Raw genomic sequence first — 17433 nt, forward strand, 5'->3', positions numbered from 1 at the left:
TGTAAATACATCCCTTAAAAATATTTTCATTCTGACCGGTGGTTTTGTTATTTAATATTGTCTTAACATTAAATAAGCAATGCTTGCCATGTCCGAAAAACTTTTTTTTCAGCTTTTATCCAGACAACTTGCCGGCGAAGCAACATCTGATGAATTAAAGAAATTAAAACTGCTAACTGAAGAAAACCCCGAGTGGAATAAACTTTATCATGACCTAAACTATAACAAAGCAAATCAAACCGAAGGTGAGCAAGTTAAAGCCGAGCAAGCGTATATGCTTCACATGCTCAAGATGCAGTTAGCTGTTCCCAAAAAAGAAGTTGAAGCTGAAAATAATGTAATCCGGCTTCCTTTCTATATAAAATATATGAGGCCGCTAATTGGGGCAGCCGCTTCTTTATTGATAATTGGATCGATCGTAGCCTATACCTTTTCAGGTAATAATCCTGAAAAGAAACTTTCTAACCTCATACAAACAAAAAAAGGTTCGAAAACTAATATCAAATTGCCTGATGGAACTACCGTGTGGGTCAACTCCGACAGTAAGATCTGGTATGCGGATAACTTTAATAGCAAAACGAGAGAAGTCTGGCTTTCAGGGGAGGCCTTTTTTGATGTAAAACATGATTCCCAGCATCCGTTTATTATTCACACGGATAAAGTCAATATTACAGATTTGGGTACGGCTTTCAACGTCAAAAGCTATCCAAATGATCCTGATATTGAGACCTCGCTCATTCGCGGTAAAGTTGATATTACTTTTAATGACAGGCCTAATGAACATTTTACGCTGCATCCAAACGAGAAATTGACGGTGAGCAGGAATCAAACTTCTAATGGCCAAATATCTAAGATCAATGAAGGAGAGCCCAAAATCAAATTGGACAATCTAAAATCGCTGAACGCCGACCATGTGATTTCTGAAACTGCCTGGGTATATAATAAAATAGGCTTGAACAATATCACATTCGAAGATATTGCAGTTCAACTGGAACGAAGGTTTGATGTGGAGATCACTTTCAAAGATAATGTAGTAAGGCATTATCATTATACCGGAGTATTTGAAGATGAAAATTTAGAAGAGATATTAAATATTTTACAGATTTCGAAACCCTTTAATTATAAAATGAATGGAAGAAAAATAACGATCAGCCAATAGGTGTCTGGTAAATAAAAACGGGAAATGTTGGAAGCATTCCCCGTTAGAATAATTAACCAGGCACAGTTCCCCTTCGAAAGAGAATTAACGCACTATTTATTAACTATTCAAAACAAATGTATGAAGAAACCAAGACTCTTCAACCAAGATTTATTTTTCATTAAATATCGAAGCGCCTTCCTTAAAATGAAACTACTCTTACTCCTGGTGATTATTTCGTTAAATGCTACCGCAGCGGTATACTCTCAAGTTCAAATTTCTATTAACCTAAAACAGGTTACCCTGGAAAAAGCGTTAACGGAAATTGAACAAAAATCGGCGTATCGGATTATTTATAATAACGAAGTAGTTCCTTTTAAACAAATTGTATCTATACATGCAGACAACACTGATTTGTCCAAAGTACTTGATCAATTATTAAAGGATTTGCCGGTCAAGTATAAAATTCTGGACAACAAGATCATCGTATTAACGGAAAAAGATCAACGTAAGGTCGAATCCAATAATAACGGCTATTCACTCTCTATTAAAATAACCGATGAAACAGGGCTGCCTATGCCGGGAGCGACAATTAAAATTGAGGGGCCAAGGGTTGAGTCCGTAGTTACCGATGCTAATGGCCTGCTTCAAATACCCAACATTGATGCCGGTACTTACACATTTACAGTTTCCTTTGTTGGTTATGAAACCTATGTGGCCAAAATAAATGTATTAGGTAACACCACCTATAATGTAATATTAAAAGCCTCACCGAATTCGCTTGATGAAGTGAGGGTAGTTGGTTATGGTAAAGAAACTAAAAGATTTCAAACAGGTTCATCTATTCACCTAACTGCAGAAGATATAAAAAAGCAGCCGGTAAATAATGTTTTATCCGCCATTCAGGGTTTGACTCCCGGATTGAACATCGAAAATACGTCTGGCACGCCGGGAGCACCGGCTACGGCCATGGTACGGGGTGTAAATTCCCTCAACATCAATAACTCGACAAACCCAACCATAGGTTCAAATATTCTGATCCTGATTGATGGTGTGCCTGGCGACATCACAACCGTGCCACCTTCGGACGTAGAGTCGATAGACATACTTAAAGATGCCGCTTCCACTGCCATCTATGGGGCGAGGGCATCAGACGGTGTAATCATTATCACCACCAAAAGAGGATCCGCGAATGGAGGGAACAAAGTTACCTTTAACGCTTATACCAATTTTAATCAGCCAACTAACATTGCTAAAGTATTAAACACCGCTGAATTTCGGAATATCAGGGGGCAGGCGTTTAAAAATGATGGTATCACGCCAAACCAGTACAATGCTCCTGATCTTTTCATGGATAGTACAGTAAATACCAACTGGGGAAAATCATTATATCATACAGCACTTACACAGGATTACCAGGTCGGTATTTCCGGAGGGACTTCAGATATCAATTATTATATCAGCGGCGGGTACCGTGATGAAAACGCGATCGTCGTAGGAGATTGGCATTCAAGAAGAGCAAATGCGAGAATAAATATGGATGCCACCTTATTTAAAGGTTTCAAAATCGGCGGTGGATTTGCTTATACCAATCAAAATAGTAACCTATACAATGGTGCAGTAGCAGCAGCGATCTATTATGCACTGCCAATGATTCCCCTTAAAAGTGCCGACGGCAGTCCTAACTTAACATTATATAATTCTTATACCAGTCCGAACAGGTTATTAACCGCTTATAATCAAAGTAATAACGGACAAATGTTGGGTAATTTTTATTTCAACTATAATATACTGAGCGATTTGACACTGCTGACAAATGTGAATTATCAGCATGTGGATAGTAAAACCACATCTTTTACACCAACGACTGCCTTTTCGTACCCAACTACAGGTAATAACGGTAATTATGGTTATGGTGGAGGCAACACGCTGAACATCGAGCCTCAATTAAACTATAATAAAACCTTTGGCAATCATTCATTAAGATTATTGTTAGGCGGAACTTACCTGACAGCAAACTCTTACAATACCTCACTGATTACCTCCACCAATACAAACGCAATCGACGCATTAAATACATTGGCTTCAGGGACGGTTATCTTTCAAAACTATGTTGAAGCGCCCTATAAATTTACATCCATATTCGGAAGAGTTAATTATAAGTATAAAGACCGTTACCTTTTGGAGGGTGTAATTCGCCGGGATGGGTCCTCCCGATTTGGTGATGATAATAAATTCGGCACATTTTACGCCATATCAGGTGGCTGGATATTTTCTGACGAAAGCTTCATGAAGAAAATTGCGGGTGAAAATTTCTATGGAAAAATCAGGGCGAGCTATGGTTTAACGGGTAACGATAAAATTGGTGATTTTAGTTATCAGGCCAACAGCGCCTCCACCTCTTATTCCTATGATGGGAACAATACACTTTATGTACAAAACCTGGCAAACCCCAATTTGAAATGGGAACAGACAAAAAAGCTGGATATTGGAATTGATATAAACATTCTTAAAAACAGGGCCAGCCTTACTATAGACTATTACCACGATCAAACAACCAACTACCTGTTTACTCAATCGCTTTCTTATGTTACCGGCTTTAATTCAATTGTCTCTAACCTCGATGGCTTGATTAACAATAAAGGTTTCGAATTCACGCTTAATGTGATACCTGTTAGTAGCAAGAATTTCAAATGGACAAGTAACTTTAACATAACTACGGTTCAAAATAAATTAGTAAGTCTTCCTAACCTCAGCAACTCGGGCATTGGAAACAGGTATAACTACCAGGTTGGCCAACCCATAGGCCTGGTTTGGGGGCTGAAGTACCAGGGTGTAAATCCGGCTAACGGCTTGGCGATATTTCAGGACGTTGACCATAATGGCTCCATTGCCATGTACACACCAGACGAACAGGTGTTAGGTAAAACTATCCCTGATTTTTATGGTGGCTGGAACAATACCATCAGTTATAAGAAATTTGATTTCAGTTTTTTAACGCAGTTTGTTAGTGGAACCACTAAACAATACGATGTTTATGATACCCCCGGCGGATCCTTAAATCTACCTGTCAGTTTTCTAAATCTTTGGCAAAAACCCGGAGATATCACCAATATACCCAGAGCAGCTACACCAGGTACGGAAGCATACAATACTAACAGTCTGATAAGCAGCAGCAGCTTTGCCTACAGTAATGCATCCTATATCAGGGTTAAAAACATCACCCTTGGATACAATTTCGGAGCCTTAAAAGCGGTTCATATTACCAATCTCAGACTTTATACCACCGGGTATAATTTGTTTACCATTACCGGCTTTAAAGGGGATGACCCTGAAGGCTACAGTAATCTTGTGCCAATGACAAAAATTTACACCATTGGTATTAACGCAACATTATAAACCCAACTCAAAATTCAGATTATGTCATCAAAAAAAATATATCATAAGGGCATTTGGATGGTTGGCCTAATAATTATCGGGCTAACCAATTCCTGTAAAAAAATGGTCGAGGTTAAACCGGTCGGTTCAATACCTACTTCCGTGGCCTATTCTACTGAAGCTAACATCGCTGCTTCTGTAAATGGTATTTATTATACTTTACAACAGCAAGGCACTATTTACAATTCGAGTTACAATTCAATTTTTCCATTACTCAGTGACGAGGCCAGTATTGGGAATACTTCGACGGTGCAATATCTTCAATTTGGAAACAGCAACATTACCTCTGATAACTATTTGATCAGTGGTTTCTGGTCAAACTGTTATGCTACAATATATCAGGCCAATCTTTTATTGGAGAATGTTAGCGGGAATACTGGTATAAATGCCACTAATAAAAATCAATGGCTTGGAGAAGCCAGGTTTCTGAGGGCTTACTCCTATTTCATATTGACTCAATATTTTGGAAAGGTACCATTGGCTACTACTTCTGATTATAAAACTAATAATTCATTAGCCAGAAGCGACACAGCGACTATAAACAAATTCATTATCTCCGAGTTAGAAGCAGCAGCAACCTTGTTACCTGATGGGTATTCGGCTTACAATAATAATCGGACAAGGGCGTGCAAACAAACGGCGCAGGCTTTGCTTGCCCGTGAATATTTGTACAGAGGAGATTGGGCGAAGGCGGAAGCTAATGCAACTTTGCTGATAAATAATTCCACGTTTTCTTTACCGGGTGATTTGAACAATGCCTTAGTTTCAAATTCGGTGGAAAGCATTTGGGAAATAGCTTTTTCCCAAAAAAACCAAAATTATACAGCTTATAATCTTGTTCCATTCGGACCCTACGCACCACCGGTTGTTCCAAGCACTAAACTTGTCAATGCGTTTGAAACCGGTGATAAAAGAAAAGATGTCTATTTAGAACCTATACCGGCTGACCCGTCATTCTATATCATGTATAAATGGCACGATCAGACTAACTTAGCTGATCAGCCCAAAATCCTGCGACTTTCGGAGATGTATTTGATAAGGGCTGAAGCAAGACTTAACCAGAACAACCTTTCTGGCGCAGCTCAGGATATCAACACCATACGAAACAGGGCTGGACTGGCTAATACGACAGCAACAACTCAGGCAAATTTGATGAGTGCGGTTATGCAGGAAAGATTCGTGGAACTTTGTTTTGAAGGCGATCGATGGCTCGACCTAATACGCACTGGCCAGGCAAACATCGTATTAAGCGCGTTTAAAGGCAGCAGTTGGAAAAGTTCAGATCAGTTACTTCCCATACCGGCAACAGAGATTGGCAATAATCCAAATCTTGGCCCTCAAAACCCGGGATATTGAACGGGGTGAGTGGTTTGCTACGCAAATCAATGATGAATTGTTGAGAGGAAGGTACTTGGTACCGGTTTGCAGAAGCCGGTACCAAACCACCTTGAAGCTGCATGGGTAATTGCCCTGGCAGACTATTTCGTTCCTTTCTGTCAAGTAAACCCAGGTATTATAGCCCGGGTTGCCTGACAGTACTTACACAAATACAAACATATTATGAATACTAAATTTAAAGTGCTCGTAGCACTTTTGCTGGGATTGCCATTCCTTGTGAGCGCGCAGAACAAAGCTTCAAAAAATAAAGCAGGTGCGGATACGGTTAAAAAGCAGGAAGTTAAGTCAGCCATAAAACCATATGCAGAAGTTATTACCGAAAAGGCTAAAAGTAAAGCAGGGCTATTTACTGTACATCAGGTAGATGACAAATTTTATTTTGAATTGCCGGATATGATCATGAACCGTCAGATACTGGCCGTAACCCGATATTCCAAAACCCCTGGAGCGGCAAACTTCTATGGCGGCGAGCTTGCTAACCAACAAACGGTATACTGGCAAAAGGGGCCGGATAATAAGGTTTTTTTAAGAGCATCGATCTTGGTGAGTCAAAGTAAGGATTCCACCCAGGCTATCTTCAAAGCGGTAGAGGTATCCAGTCTGGACCCTATCGTCGCAAGTTTTGACGTAAAGGCATTTTCAAAAGATAAGCAAGGTGTAGTTATAGATGTAACTGATTTTTTTAAAGCAGACAATCAAATTGTGTCAATGCCCCCTTATCAGAAACAACAGGCAAAAATTACAAGCCTGGCAGCGGATAAATCATACATTTCGCAAATTAACACGTTCCCAATTAATACCGAGGTACATACGGTAAAAACGTTTGCTGTTACCCCGACAACAGGTTTTGGTGATCCATATAACCGGCCGATACCAGCAGGAGTAGAAACCGGTTTTATAACTTTAGAGTTAAATACTTCTTTTTTGCTGCTGCCTGCTATTCCTATGGAGCGGCGTCGTTTTGACGAGCGGGTAGGCTATTTTGCGGGCCAGTTTACTGGCTTTCAGGATAATGAGCAAAGCGTGAAACCGGTTTCTTTTGCTGTGAGATGGCGACTAGAACCCAAGGATGAGGATGTCGAGAAATTTAAACGCGGAGAGTTGGTAGAACCAAAGAAACAAATCGTTTATTATATCGATCCGGCCACTCCAAAAAAATGGAGAAAATACTTAATAGCAGGTGTAAATGATTGGCAAAAAGCTTTTGAGCAGGCTGGTTTCAAGAATGCCATAATTGCGAAAGAATGGCCGGAAAATGATACAACCATGAGTATGGAAGATGCCCGGTACTCTGTGATCCGGTATCTCGCCTCTCCCGTGAGCAATGCCTACGGGCCGAATGTGCACGACCCAAGAAGTGGGGAAATACTGGAAAGTCATGTAGGGTGGTACCATAACGTTATGAAATTGGTGCATAACTGGTATATGATACAAGCCGGAGCCATCGACAAGCGAGCCAGAAAGATGGAGTTTGACGACGAATTGATGGGAGATTTAATTCGGTTTGTATCTTCTCATGAAATTGGGCATACCCTTGGGCTTCGTCATAATATGGGCAGCAGCAGTCAAACACCAGTTGAAAAACTACGGGATAAGGCTTGGGTGGAAGCAAATGGTCATACCATTTCTATCATGGACTATGCCCGTTTTAATTATGTTGCGCAGCCAGAAGACAGCATCGGACCCAAAGGGATTTATCCGCGGATTGGGGAGTATGATAAATGGGCAATTGAGTGGGGGTACAAATATGTAAATGCGAAAGATGACGTGGAGGAGCAAAAACTTCTTTTTGCGGCTACAACTAAGCGGTTGGCAGCGAATCCTAAACTTTGGTTTGGCGGAGAAGGGAGTTATGAAGATCCGAGGAGCCAGAGTGAGGACCTGGGCGATAATGCTATAACGGCAAGTAATTATGGGATCAAAAACCTTAAAAGGGTTATTGCAGGATTAGAAGACTGGACTAGGGAAGATGGCGATACCTATTATAACTTTAATGAAATGTACAACCAATTGGTTGCTCAGTATGAGCGCTATATGTACCACGTCATGCGAAATATAGCGGGGATATATTTTACAAATAAAGCATCTACAGAATCAGGGAATTTATTTGTACCCGTTGAAAGAGCCAAACAAAAGGGAGCCACGGATTATTTGATCAAGCAAGTATTTGTGACGCCAGAATGGTTGATACCAGAAAATGTGATCAATAAACTTGGTGTAAGGCCAATAGAGAGGATTTTAAGCCTACAGGAAGATGCATTGAGCTCGTGTTTTTCTGCTGCATTATTGCTCAATGTGACAGAATGCGCTCAAAGATCATCTGATCCCTATGGTCTGTCGGAATACCTTAATGATCTGACAAATGGTATATGGACCGAATTGGGAACTCATAAAGCCATTTCCATTTACAGGAGGAATTTACAAAAGCTGTATATCGATAAGTTGCGTCTCGTAATTAAACCTATTGACAACAGCAGCAGGCCAGCTGGGGTACCCTATATTTCCGAGCCGCCTGCTAACAACAGAGATGTGCAATCTATCATACGCCACTTGCTATCGGCATTGAAGAAAAAAATTGATATGGCTATTCCTCAAACCAGCGATACGCTATCAAAGTATCATCTTGAAGATGTGTCAGTAAGGATAACGAGAGTTTTAAGTGACAAATAATTTAACAGCTAATAAAAACACTTTTCAAATGAATTTTAATAAGCATACGATGTTATTCATTCTCTCCATTTGGGGAGGTGCAATAATACCATTTAGTGCCCATGCACAACAAAAGAACTATACCATTAAAGGGATGGTCGCAGATTTACAGGCGCCGGCGAAGGTTTACATCGGGTACACTACCGATGACAAGGTCGGCCTTACAGATTCTGCTATTGTAGAAAATGGAAGGTTTGAGTTTAAACAGTACACGTTGCACCCTGTTAATGCGCTGTTATATGTAAGCCGGACCGGTAAGCCGACTAATCGGATCTCTAATAATAAAGACATTACGAATGTTTATATAGAACCGAATGCTTCTATTATCCTCACAAGTGATCATAGTTTAGCCGAGCGTAAAATCAGCGGATCAAAAACGGAACAGGATTATGAAGGGTATTTGAAGTATGTACATTCCTATGACCAACAACTGGATACCTTAAGATGGAAAATTGCCACGACGGCGAAAGATACTTCAAAACCTGCGGAAACCGTCAAAATGCAATTACTTGAACGGTTCAGGTTAGTTACCGAGGACAAAAGGAAAAAGACAAAGGAATACGTTCTAACGCACCCTGCCCAACAGCTGAGTTTAAATCTATTGGAGGAGTATTCTGGTCAATTTATTGACTATAAAGATATTAAACCTGCTTTTGATGGATTGGAGCCCGGATTGCGCAATTCTCCGCAGGGGAAAATATTCTCTAAACAGATTGAGGAAGCCAATTCATTAGCTGTTGGTACGATGGCCCCTGAATTTTCGCAAACAGATAGTTTAGGGAAGATTATTTCCTTATCATCCTTTAGGGGTAAATATATATTGGTGGATTTCTGGGCAAGCTGGTGCGGCCCTTGCAGGGTTGAAAATGTAGTAATAAAAGAAGCCTATAGTGAATTTAAGGATAAAAACTTTGAGATCCTCGCCGTTTCTCTGGATTTTAATAGGGCAAATTGGTTGAAAGCGATAAAAGATGACGGATTGCCCTGGTATCATGTATGCGATCTGAAATACTGGAAAAACGCAGTCGCTTTGCAGTATAAAATTGTATCCGTTCCACAAAATGTCCTGGTTGATCCATCAGGTAAGATCATCGCACGTAACTTAAAGGGAGATGCATTAAAAGAAAAGCTCGCTGAACTGTTGAGATAGATAGTAGTTACCCTAAATAGATGGAGCAGCCTCTTACTTTTTAGATCTAATAATAAATCGAAATTAAATCATATTCAATTCAATATTCCAATAAATTAAGTTAAATCGTGAAGAAATCAACAGGCTTTTTAACAAAAGTCAGGCTATGTCTTTGTCTTTTATCCGGTGTCCTGCTCAATTCGTGCAGCTTATTTCATCATGTTAAACAGAACGCAGCAGAACTAAATGCCTCTTCACAGGCAACAATTGTATTTTATTCACTCATTAATGATCAGGACAAAATCATTAATGCGATGCGCCTCCTTTGCTCTAATGGAATTAATCCGAAAATACAGTGGACACTGCCCAATCAACCATCATTAGCTGAAGTTCAGTTAACAGTGCACAACTGTAAAGATTTGGATCACATAGTTTACGGGTTAGCGTTTGAAGGTATAGTTATTAAAACTGTCAGGTATAATTCAGGAGATTAATCGAAAAAAACTACGGCCTGAATCTTAATAAATGATGACCTGTATATAAGATCTTCTAATAAATTAAAAAAGATATACCTCCGTTCTTTATATGTTTTTTTAAGTAGTTATTAAAAGAACAGTTAATAGTTAATTAGATAAAAGTGGTACCTCCTGAGGAGAGGTACGCTTTTAAAATCCCTAAACAAGTTGTATCATTTCGTGCCAGTGGTAAATTTTTGACTTCTCGGACGGATTTTTTGCAGCATTTATCATCGCTGTCGCGATTTGTTTTGCCTCGATACTCCTATACTTATTCATTTTTCCCGTAAGAACAGGGCTGATAAACTCCCATATTCTTCCTAATACTCTTTCTACCGGCCGGGCTTTAGTTCTGTTTCCGATAATCGTCGAAGGTCGAAAGATGTGGGTATGTTCAAAATTTTGAAGAATGATATCCTGTTCAGCCTGACCTTTGGTTTTCGGATAAAAGAAAGAAGATGCGACATTTGCTCCAATTGACGAAACAAAGAAAACAGAGCTGGCTCCATTTTCTTTGGCTATTTTTGCAGCCAACACCGGATAATCGTGATCAACCTGATAATATGATGCGTTATCAGGCGTCTTTTTTCGGGTTGTTCCAAGAGCAATGTAAACTTCATCGACCTTAATCCCGTCTACCAAACCAACAAATGATCCAAAATCGCCGGTTAAAACTTTCAACTTATAATGCTTTATAGGTAGTTCCGTCCTTACTACGGCAATTACTTCGTCATAGTCATTACTCCACAAAAGTTCCTGCAGGATATTGAATCCAACCAGTCCGCTTGCTCCATAAAGAATTGCTTTTTTCATTTTTTTCGAAGATTACAGGGTCACGACTATTTTCCCAACAGTTCGGCCTGTTTCAATTTGCTGATGGGCCCTACTAATTTCATCGAGTTCGAACGACTGGGCTATATGTGGTTTTAAGGCTCCATTGGACAAAAGTTTAGCTAACACTCTCATGTCGTCACCGCTGGATTTAACGGCCGTATTATAACAGTGTATGCCTTTTTCTTTGGCCTTTTCAGCGATCAAAGCACTTGAACCTGTAATAATACTTATTACCGTGCCTCCTTTTTTTGTTACTTGCAGGGAGAGTTCGGTATTTGCGCCACCAACTGTATCCAATACTAAATCTATATCGGATAAGGTTTCTTCAAAACGTACAGCCTTATAATCGACATGTTCGTTCGCACCCAGGCTCAAGACAAAATCACGGTTTGCCGCTGAGGCTGTTCCAATGACGTATGCTCCTAAGCTCCTGGCAATTTGTACGGCAAAGTGCCCCACTCCTCCTGATGCCGCATGTATTAATACACGTTGTCCCCGCGTTATTTTACCATGTTGTATGAGGGATTGGTAAGCTGTAAGTGCCGCTAAGGTAGTTGCGGCAGCTTCAGCATGAGAAATATTGGCTGGTTTGATAGCCAATTGTTCGGCTGGAACCGCTACATATTCGGCATAGGCCTTGCCATGCCCAGGAAAGTTTATCATACCAAAAACCGCCTCTCCTACTTTAAAGTCGTTAACCTCAGCCCCTACTTGTGTTATAATGCCAGAAATATCCCAACCAAGAATTAAAGGTACTTCGGTTTTGAGTTTTTCATACAACCCTTGGCCTTTCCTTGTTTTTATGTCGATTGGATTAATACTAATGGCTTTTACCTGTATCAGCACTTCGTTATTTTTGATAACAGGAAGATTAAGCGTTGCTAGCTTAAGGTTCTCTGCTCCTCCGGGCTGATCTAAAATAATTGCTTTCATTTTTATCTTTATTTTTGAATAGTTCTACGAATACTTTTCCAAGCTTCTTGCAGAATCTATGTAAGTCCTGCTTCAATTTTCAAACTGTCTATAACTCTTTGTATTTAAATTATTCTACAAAGATGAGATATAAACTACCCCAAAAAAGTATAAGAACTACTGCAAGAAATACAAATATCAAAGATTAAATATTCATCATATTATCTCCGTTCTGGAAGATCTTTTTTCCAGTCTTCCTTAGAATGATCATCCAGCGAATAATAAGCAAGAGGGGGAGCGAACCAATTCCCCCCTTGCTTATTATTTTTTAACAAGCCAATGCAACTGAAATATATCGCTGGTAATAACTTTAGTTCCCAAAAGTTCGAGATCCAAATCATGATCAGTTAAATCAAGAAGCTCTTCCCCTGTACTGGTTAATATCGGGTTATAATTCAGGTAAAGCTCGTTAACATATCCTTTGTTAATAAAGGAATGATAGGTTTGTACACCTCCCAGGATCAGGATTTTGTTTTGTCCCTTTTTACCCAGATATTCAATTATTGATTCAGCATCCGGGAGAAAAGTTACGCCCTCAAAGCTATCTGTCCTTTTGGAAAGAACAATAAGCTCTAGGCCCTTCAGGCCTTCACCTGCTCCTGGAATGCTCATAAAAAGATTAAATGTATTGCTACCTATGACCATATTGCCTGTACCCCAGGCCAGTTCCATACAATCTTTCAATATTTCAACCGGCGTTTGGTAGTTTTCTTGTTGTGCCAGTATAACTCGGCCGTTCGCTGTGAGCGACGCATAAATGATAAATTCCATCTTAATGATTTTTTCCCGCAAATATATTTCGCTTGAAAGGCATAAAATTGTACAGGGTGGACAAATTGCTTTGGCGGGAAGAAAATAAAAAGATCAAGTCAAAATAACACGATGTTAAAGCTGGCAAATTGGGCCTGAGTTTTTAGCATTGTGTCCTGATAGTTTTTTAAACTCGCGGGAGAAATGGGCCGGGTCATAATATCCTGATGCATAACCAATCGCTGCAAGGGAATAAGGCTTTGGCTGGTACAGTAAGTTCCTGGCAACCACAAACCGGGATAACCGCCTGAAAGTTTGTGCATTCACGCCAATTTGATCCTTGAAAACCCGGGCCATATGTCGCGAACTTAACGGGTACAAACCAAAATCATTTCGATAGGCTACAGTTGGACCAGGATACTTTTGAAGTATTCCTGCCAGTTTGGATACATATCGAAAATAATGATTCTCGTTTCTTATCTCGCGGCAAAAAAAACTATCTAAAAGTTGATTTCTTGTCTCAAAATCACTTGCAGATCTCATTTGATTAAAAAGATGTCTGATTGAATCTCCAAAGACTCTCTCTGCATTCACAAAGGTCTCTGTTGTTTCTGAAACGGGAGTATCACTAAAGCGGGCAAAGCCGAATGAAGAAAACTGAATGATAACGGTTTCAATTTCCCGCTGTGCCGGTGTCATCAGGTAAACACTTTCGTGTAAACCCAATAGCATAATGTCCGGACAAACTTGTCCGTTAATTTTCGCTGCCTTAAAATTAAAAATTAATGAAACGTTATTGGAGGGAAATATTTGCTTTTGCCGATGATGGCCCGACTGGTCATAGAAATGGCCGTATGAAAGAATAAGTGAACTTAGCTCAACTTTCCCTGGTGATTCTAAACTAAAGATAAAATCATTTTCTTTATCCATCTCCTACTTTTTTTGGTAAAGGCAAAGATAGTAATACCTGGGGTGACACCAATTCCTGCGATTCTTCGAAATCAGACAGCAACTCGTGGCCGATACGCACTCATATATGGCTAAAAACAGAACAATTATTTTTGCGTCCATTTTTAATAGCAGTATAACAATGAATTTAGAAGAGCAATTACGTGAGCGAAGCAATAATCAATGCGAACTATGTCTGTCCACTACGGATCTTTCTGTATATGAAGTACCACCGCAAGACAGCAGTAACGCTGATAATAGCATCCTGCTCTGTGGAAAGTGCCTCGCCCAGGCAGAGAAAAAGGAAGCCTTGGACAATAACCATTGGAATTGCCTCACCAGCAGTATGTGGAGCGAGGTTCCCGCTGTTCAGGTAATGAGCTGGCGGATGCTCAACCGCCTGCGGCAGGAAAGCTGGGCCGCAGACAGCCTGGATATGATGTATCTGAACGATGAGCAACTGGCCTGGGCTAAAGTTACCGGTGATCACGAGAACGATAGCAGTGTGGACCTGCATAAAGATTGTAACGGACAGGTATTACAGGTTGGCGATAGCGTGGTGCTCATTAAATCGCTTGATGTGAAGGGGAGCTCGCTTAATGCCAAAATGGGCACGGTAGTAAAGAATATAAAACTTGTAGAAGATAATAGCGGGCAGATAGAAGGTAAGGTCGAAGGACAGACGATCATTATCCTTACCAAATTTGTAAGGAAACAGCACTAAAACATTTCCTATCTTACAATATCAAAAGGGGCGAAATGATGGTTATATGAAATCGCCCCTTTGTTCAACCCTATACTGGGATGTGACGACTTCGCATTATCATCAGTTTACTCAGAAATCCTGTTAAATCAAGTACAGCATGCGATTATAACCAGGTAAAAACTGATAAATATCACCTTCCTCATTGATTTCTTGCAGGTAAAAGCCCTTGGATGGGTGGATATATTTGCAGGTGCTTACTCCATACCCAATTTCGTCATTTCCGCCCGAGCCCGAAGAGCAACAGCAGGGCACTATTGTACCTTTCAGAAAGAAACATCCCAATGATTGTTTCTTCCGCAATGAAGCGGAATTTGATTGGCTTTATCCTGAACATTTGCAATTGATATCCCTAAAGCAGTGGACACCTATCGCCATTGCCAGAAAAGCTGCCGAATATTTAGCTGTAAAAGGTGCAAAAATTCTGGATGTGGGCAGTGGTATCGGAAAATTCTGTTTGACTGCGGCACATTTTTATCCTGATTCTTTTTACTTCGGAGTAGAGCAGCGACATGAACTGGTCCATTACGCCAAAACCGCCAAAAGATACCTGGGGATGGATAATGTCGATTTCCTGCATGCCAATATTACCCAGATTAATTTTAAAGAGTTTGATCATTTCTATTTCTATAATTCTTTTTTTGAGAATATAGACCAGGTGAACGCGATTGACGATAGCATAGAGACCTCCTATAGCCTCTACACGTATTATTCGATGTATCTAAAGGGCGTGTTAAGCGAGAAACCGGAAGGAACCCGGGTGGTAACCTACCAAAGCCTCGGCGAGGTTATTCCATCCGGTTACAGGATGACAGGCCAGTCTTATGATTCCATGCTGCAATTTTGGATCAAAGAATAATTATCCATTTAAACTTAAAACTTAAATAAAACCTCACACGCCTTTTTTAAATGTATAGCGATACCTTAAATATTTCCTATTTCCGCAAAGACGCGGCCTTTGATACTTTATATCCCCGGCATATACGTGAATTATCAGAAATGCACTGGACCGCTTTGGATGTTTCCCTGGAAGCCAGCAATTTTCTGGCGGCCCCGGGGGCCCGGGTCCTGGATATCGGGAGCGGCGTCGGTAAATTCTGTATTGCCGCTGGTGTCTATCACCCGGAAGCTACTTTTTACGGTGTTGAACAACGGGAAGAACTGTTCCACCATGCTCAAACAGCTAAAGAGCAGGTCGGGGTGTCCAATGTCCAGTTTATCTATGGTAACCTAATGGACCTGGATTATGACCAGTATGATCACTTTTATTTTTACAATCCTTTTTATGAAAATATAGAACCCAAAAGCCGGATCGATTTTACCGTCAGGACCTCGTTTGAATTATATCATCAATATACCCTATTCATTTACGAGATGCTGAACAAGAAACCGGCCGGTACTAAACTGGTAACCTTTCATGCGCCGGACAAACAAATTCCGGCCAGTTATCAATTAATGGACAATTCCTATAGCCGGGTCTTGAAAATGTGGGTCAAGCAGTAAGCGATGTGGTTCAAACCCTGCTATAGGATTATACGATTTACTGATGAACGATCATAATTAATATTTATTGATGAATTTAATACAAAAAGCACTATCCAAATTAGGTCCTTTAGGCGATCATGCTCATTATGCCCACGGTTATTTCACTTATCCCCGGCTCGAAGGAGAACTGGGGCCCAAAATGAATTTTAAGGGAAAAGAAAAGCTGGTCTGGAGCCTGAATAATTACCTGGGACTGGCCAATGATCCTTTAGTCAGGCAGGCAGATACTGAAGGTGCCAGGCAATATGGCCTGGCCTATCCTATGGGAGCCCGTATGATGACCGGAAACTCAGCGCTGCATGAGCTACTGGAAGAGAAACTTGCTGCTTTTGTGTCCAAACAGGATACTTTTTTATTGAACTATGGCTATCAGGGCATGGTATCTATTATTGACAGTATGGTTGACCGGCATGATGTGGTGGTGTATGATTCGGAAGCTCACGCCTGTATCATTGACGGGCTCCGCTTACACCCCGGGAAACGTTTTGTTTACCGGCACAATGACATGGATGACTTTAAGAAACAATTATTCCGTGCCAAAAAACTGACGGATGATAGCAAAGGGGGTATCCTGGTCATTACCGAAGGCGTTTTCGGGATGCGGGGAGATCTGGGTAAACTGAAAGAAATAGCTGCTTTCAAAAAATATATAGATTTTACATTGCTGGTGGACGATGCTCACGGGATCGGAGTCATGGGTAATCATGGTGCGGGAACCGGCGAAGCCCTGGGCGTACAGGATGAAATTGATCTTTATTTTGGCACATTCGCTAAAGCGTTTGCGGCCATCGGCGCATTTGTATCCGCGAACCGGGACATTATCCAGTATCTCCGTTATAAAATGCGGTCGCAGATTTTTGCCAAGGCATTACCCATGCCATTGGTATTTGGTTTACTGCAAAGGTTGGAATTGATCCGGACACGACCAGAACTCCGCATCAAGCTATGGCAGATCACCCATGCCCTGCAGGATGGGCTGAAAGAAGCAGGTCTGGATGTGGGTGATACCGAATCCCCGGTTACCCCTGTCTATTTAAACGGGTCGGTTAGTCAGGCCACTGCATTGGTGGAAGATCTTCGTGAAAATCATCATATTTTTTGTTCCATGGTAGTTTATCCCGTAGTGCCCCATGGCACGATCATGCTCCGGCTCATCCCAACTGCCGTACACACTTTTGCAGATGTTTATAAAACTGTCGCCGTATTCAAGCAGGTCAGGCAAAACCTGGTTGAGGGCAAGTACGCCGGAAACGCTATACCTGCAACAGCTGAGGAACAAATTTTAAGCTGAATA

General features: G+C 40.7%; 14 protein-coding genes. 10 read left to right on the top strand and 4 right to left on the bottom strand.

From position 1 onward, the window contains the following. Positions 1-88: 88 nt before the first annotated feature. The 6 genes from G7092_RS06345 (at position 89) to G7092_RS06370 (ending at position 10306) form a co-directional block, all read left to right on the top strand. Complete coding sequence (locus tag G7092_RS06345) at positions 89-1159, top strand: FecR family protein (protein ID WP_166087322.1); 1071 nt, start codon at positions 89-91, stop codon at positions 1157-1159. A 186-nt stretch (positions 1160-1345) separates the two neighbouring features. Further along, entirely contained in the window at positions 1346-4537 is a 3192-nt protein-coding gene (locus G7092_RS06350) for a SusC/RagA family TonB-linked outer membrane protein (protein ID WP_166087324.1), read from the top strand. Positions 4538-4558: 21 nt separating this feature from the next. Further along, positions 4559-5932: a RagB/SusD family nutrient uptake outer membrane protein gene (locus G7092_RS06355; RefSeq protein WP_166087326.1), complete on the top strand. Its 1374-nt coding sequence runs from the start codon at positions 4559-4561 to the stop codon at positions 5930-5932. 204 nt (positions 5933-6136) lie between these two features. Continuing rightward, positions 6137-8644, top strand: a complete 2508-nt coding sequence (locus G7092_RS06360; RefSeq protein WP_166087329.1) for a zinc-dependent metalloprotease — start codon at positions 6137-6139, stop codon at positions 8642-8644. Between the two features lie 28 nt (positions 8645-8672). Continuing rightward, positions 8673-9833 (top strand): TlpA disulfide reductase family protein, encoded by a 1161-nt coding sequence (locus G7092_RS06365; RefSeq protein WP_166087331.1) that lies wholly within the window; start codon positions 8673-8675, stop codon positions 9831-9833. Between the two features lie 107 nt (positions 9834-9940). Then, positions 9941-10306: a hypothetical protein gene (locus tag G7092_RS06370; protein ID WP_166087333.1), complete on the top strand. Its 366-nt coding sequence runs from the start codon at positions 9941-9943 to the stop codon at positions 10304-10306. 180 nt (positions 10307-10486) lie between these two features. Here the strand turns inward: G7092_RS06370 and G7092_RS06375 are convergent, their stop codons facing one another. From G7092_RS06375 to G7092_RS06390, 4 genes are all read right to left on the bottom strand, one after another. Then, positions 10487-11140: an NAD(P)H-binding protein gene (locus G7092_RS06375; protein ID WP_166087335.1), complete on the bottom strand. Its 654-nt coding sequence runs from the start codon at positions 11138-11140 to the stop codon at positions 10487-10489. Positions 11141-11152: 12 nt separating this feature from the next. After that, positions 11153-12094: an NADP-dependent oxidoreductase gene (locus G7092_RS06380; RefSeq protein WP_166087337.1), complete on the bottom strand. Its 942-nt coding sequence runs from the start codon at positions 12092-12094 to the stop codon at positions 11153-11155. A gap of 300 nt (positions 12095-12394) precedes the next feature. Next, complete coding sequence (locus G7092_RS06385; protein ID WP_166087339.1) at positions 12395-12904, bottom strand: dihydrofolate reductase family protein; 510 nt, start codon at positions 12902-12904, stop codon at positions 12395-12397. Between the two features lie 114 nt (positions 12905-13018). Continuing rightward, on the bottom strand, positions 13019-13813 hold the full coding sequence (locus G7092_RS06390; protein WP_166087341.1) for a helix-turn-helix domain-containing protein: 795 nt from the start codon (positions 13811-13813) through the stop codon (positions 13019-13021). Positions 13814-13973: 160 nt separating this feature from the next. Here G7092_RS06390 and G7092_RS06395 point away from each other — a divergent pair, with 160 nt between their 5' ends. The 4 genes from G7092_RS06395 (at position 13974) to G7092_RS06410 (ending at position 17430) form a co-directional block, all read left to right on the top strand. Then, positions 13974-14555, top strand: a complete 582-nt coding sequence (locus tag G7092_RS06395) for a PhnA domain-containing protein (protein ID WP_166087343.1) — start codon at positions 13974-13976, stop codon at positions 14553-14555. Positions 14556-14763: 208 nt separating this feature from the next. After that, positions 14764-15453 (top strand): class I SAM-dependent methyltransferase, encoded by a 690-nt coding sequence (locus G7092_RS06400; protein ID WP_166087345.1) that lies wholly within the window; start codon positions 14764-14766, stop codon positions 15451-15453. A 50-nt stretch (positions 15454-15503) separates the two neighbouring features. Further along, entirely contained in the window at positions 15504-16097 is a 594-nt protein-coding gene (locus G7092_RS06405; RefSeq protein WP_166087348.1) for a class I SAM-dependent methyltransferase, read from the top strand. Positions 16098-16167: 70 nt separating this feature from the next. Further along, the gene (locus G7092_RS06410; RefSeq protein ID WP_166087350.1) at positions 16168-17430 is read left to right on the top strand and encodes an aminotransferase class I/II-fold pyridoxal phosphate-dependent enzyme; all 1263 of its coding nucleotides are present in this window, start codon (positions 16168-16170) and stop codon (positions 17428-17430) included. Positions 17431-17433: the final 3 nt, after the last annotated feature.

This window comes from Mucilaginibacter inviolabilis (assembly GCF_011089895.1).
Taxonomy (GTDB): Bacteria; Bacteroidota; Bacteroidia; order Sphingobacteriales; family Sphingobacteriaceae; genus Mucilaginibacter; species Mucilaginibacter inviolabilis.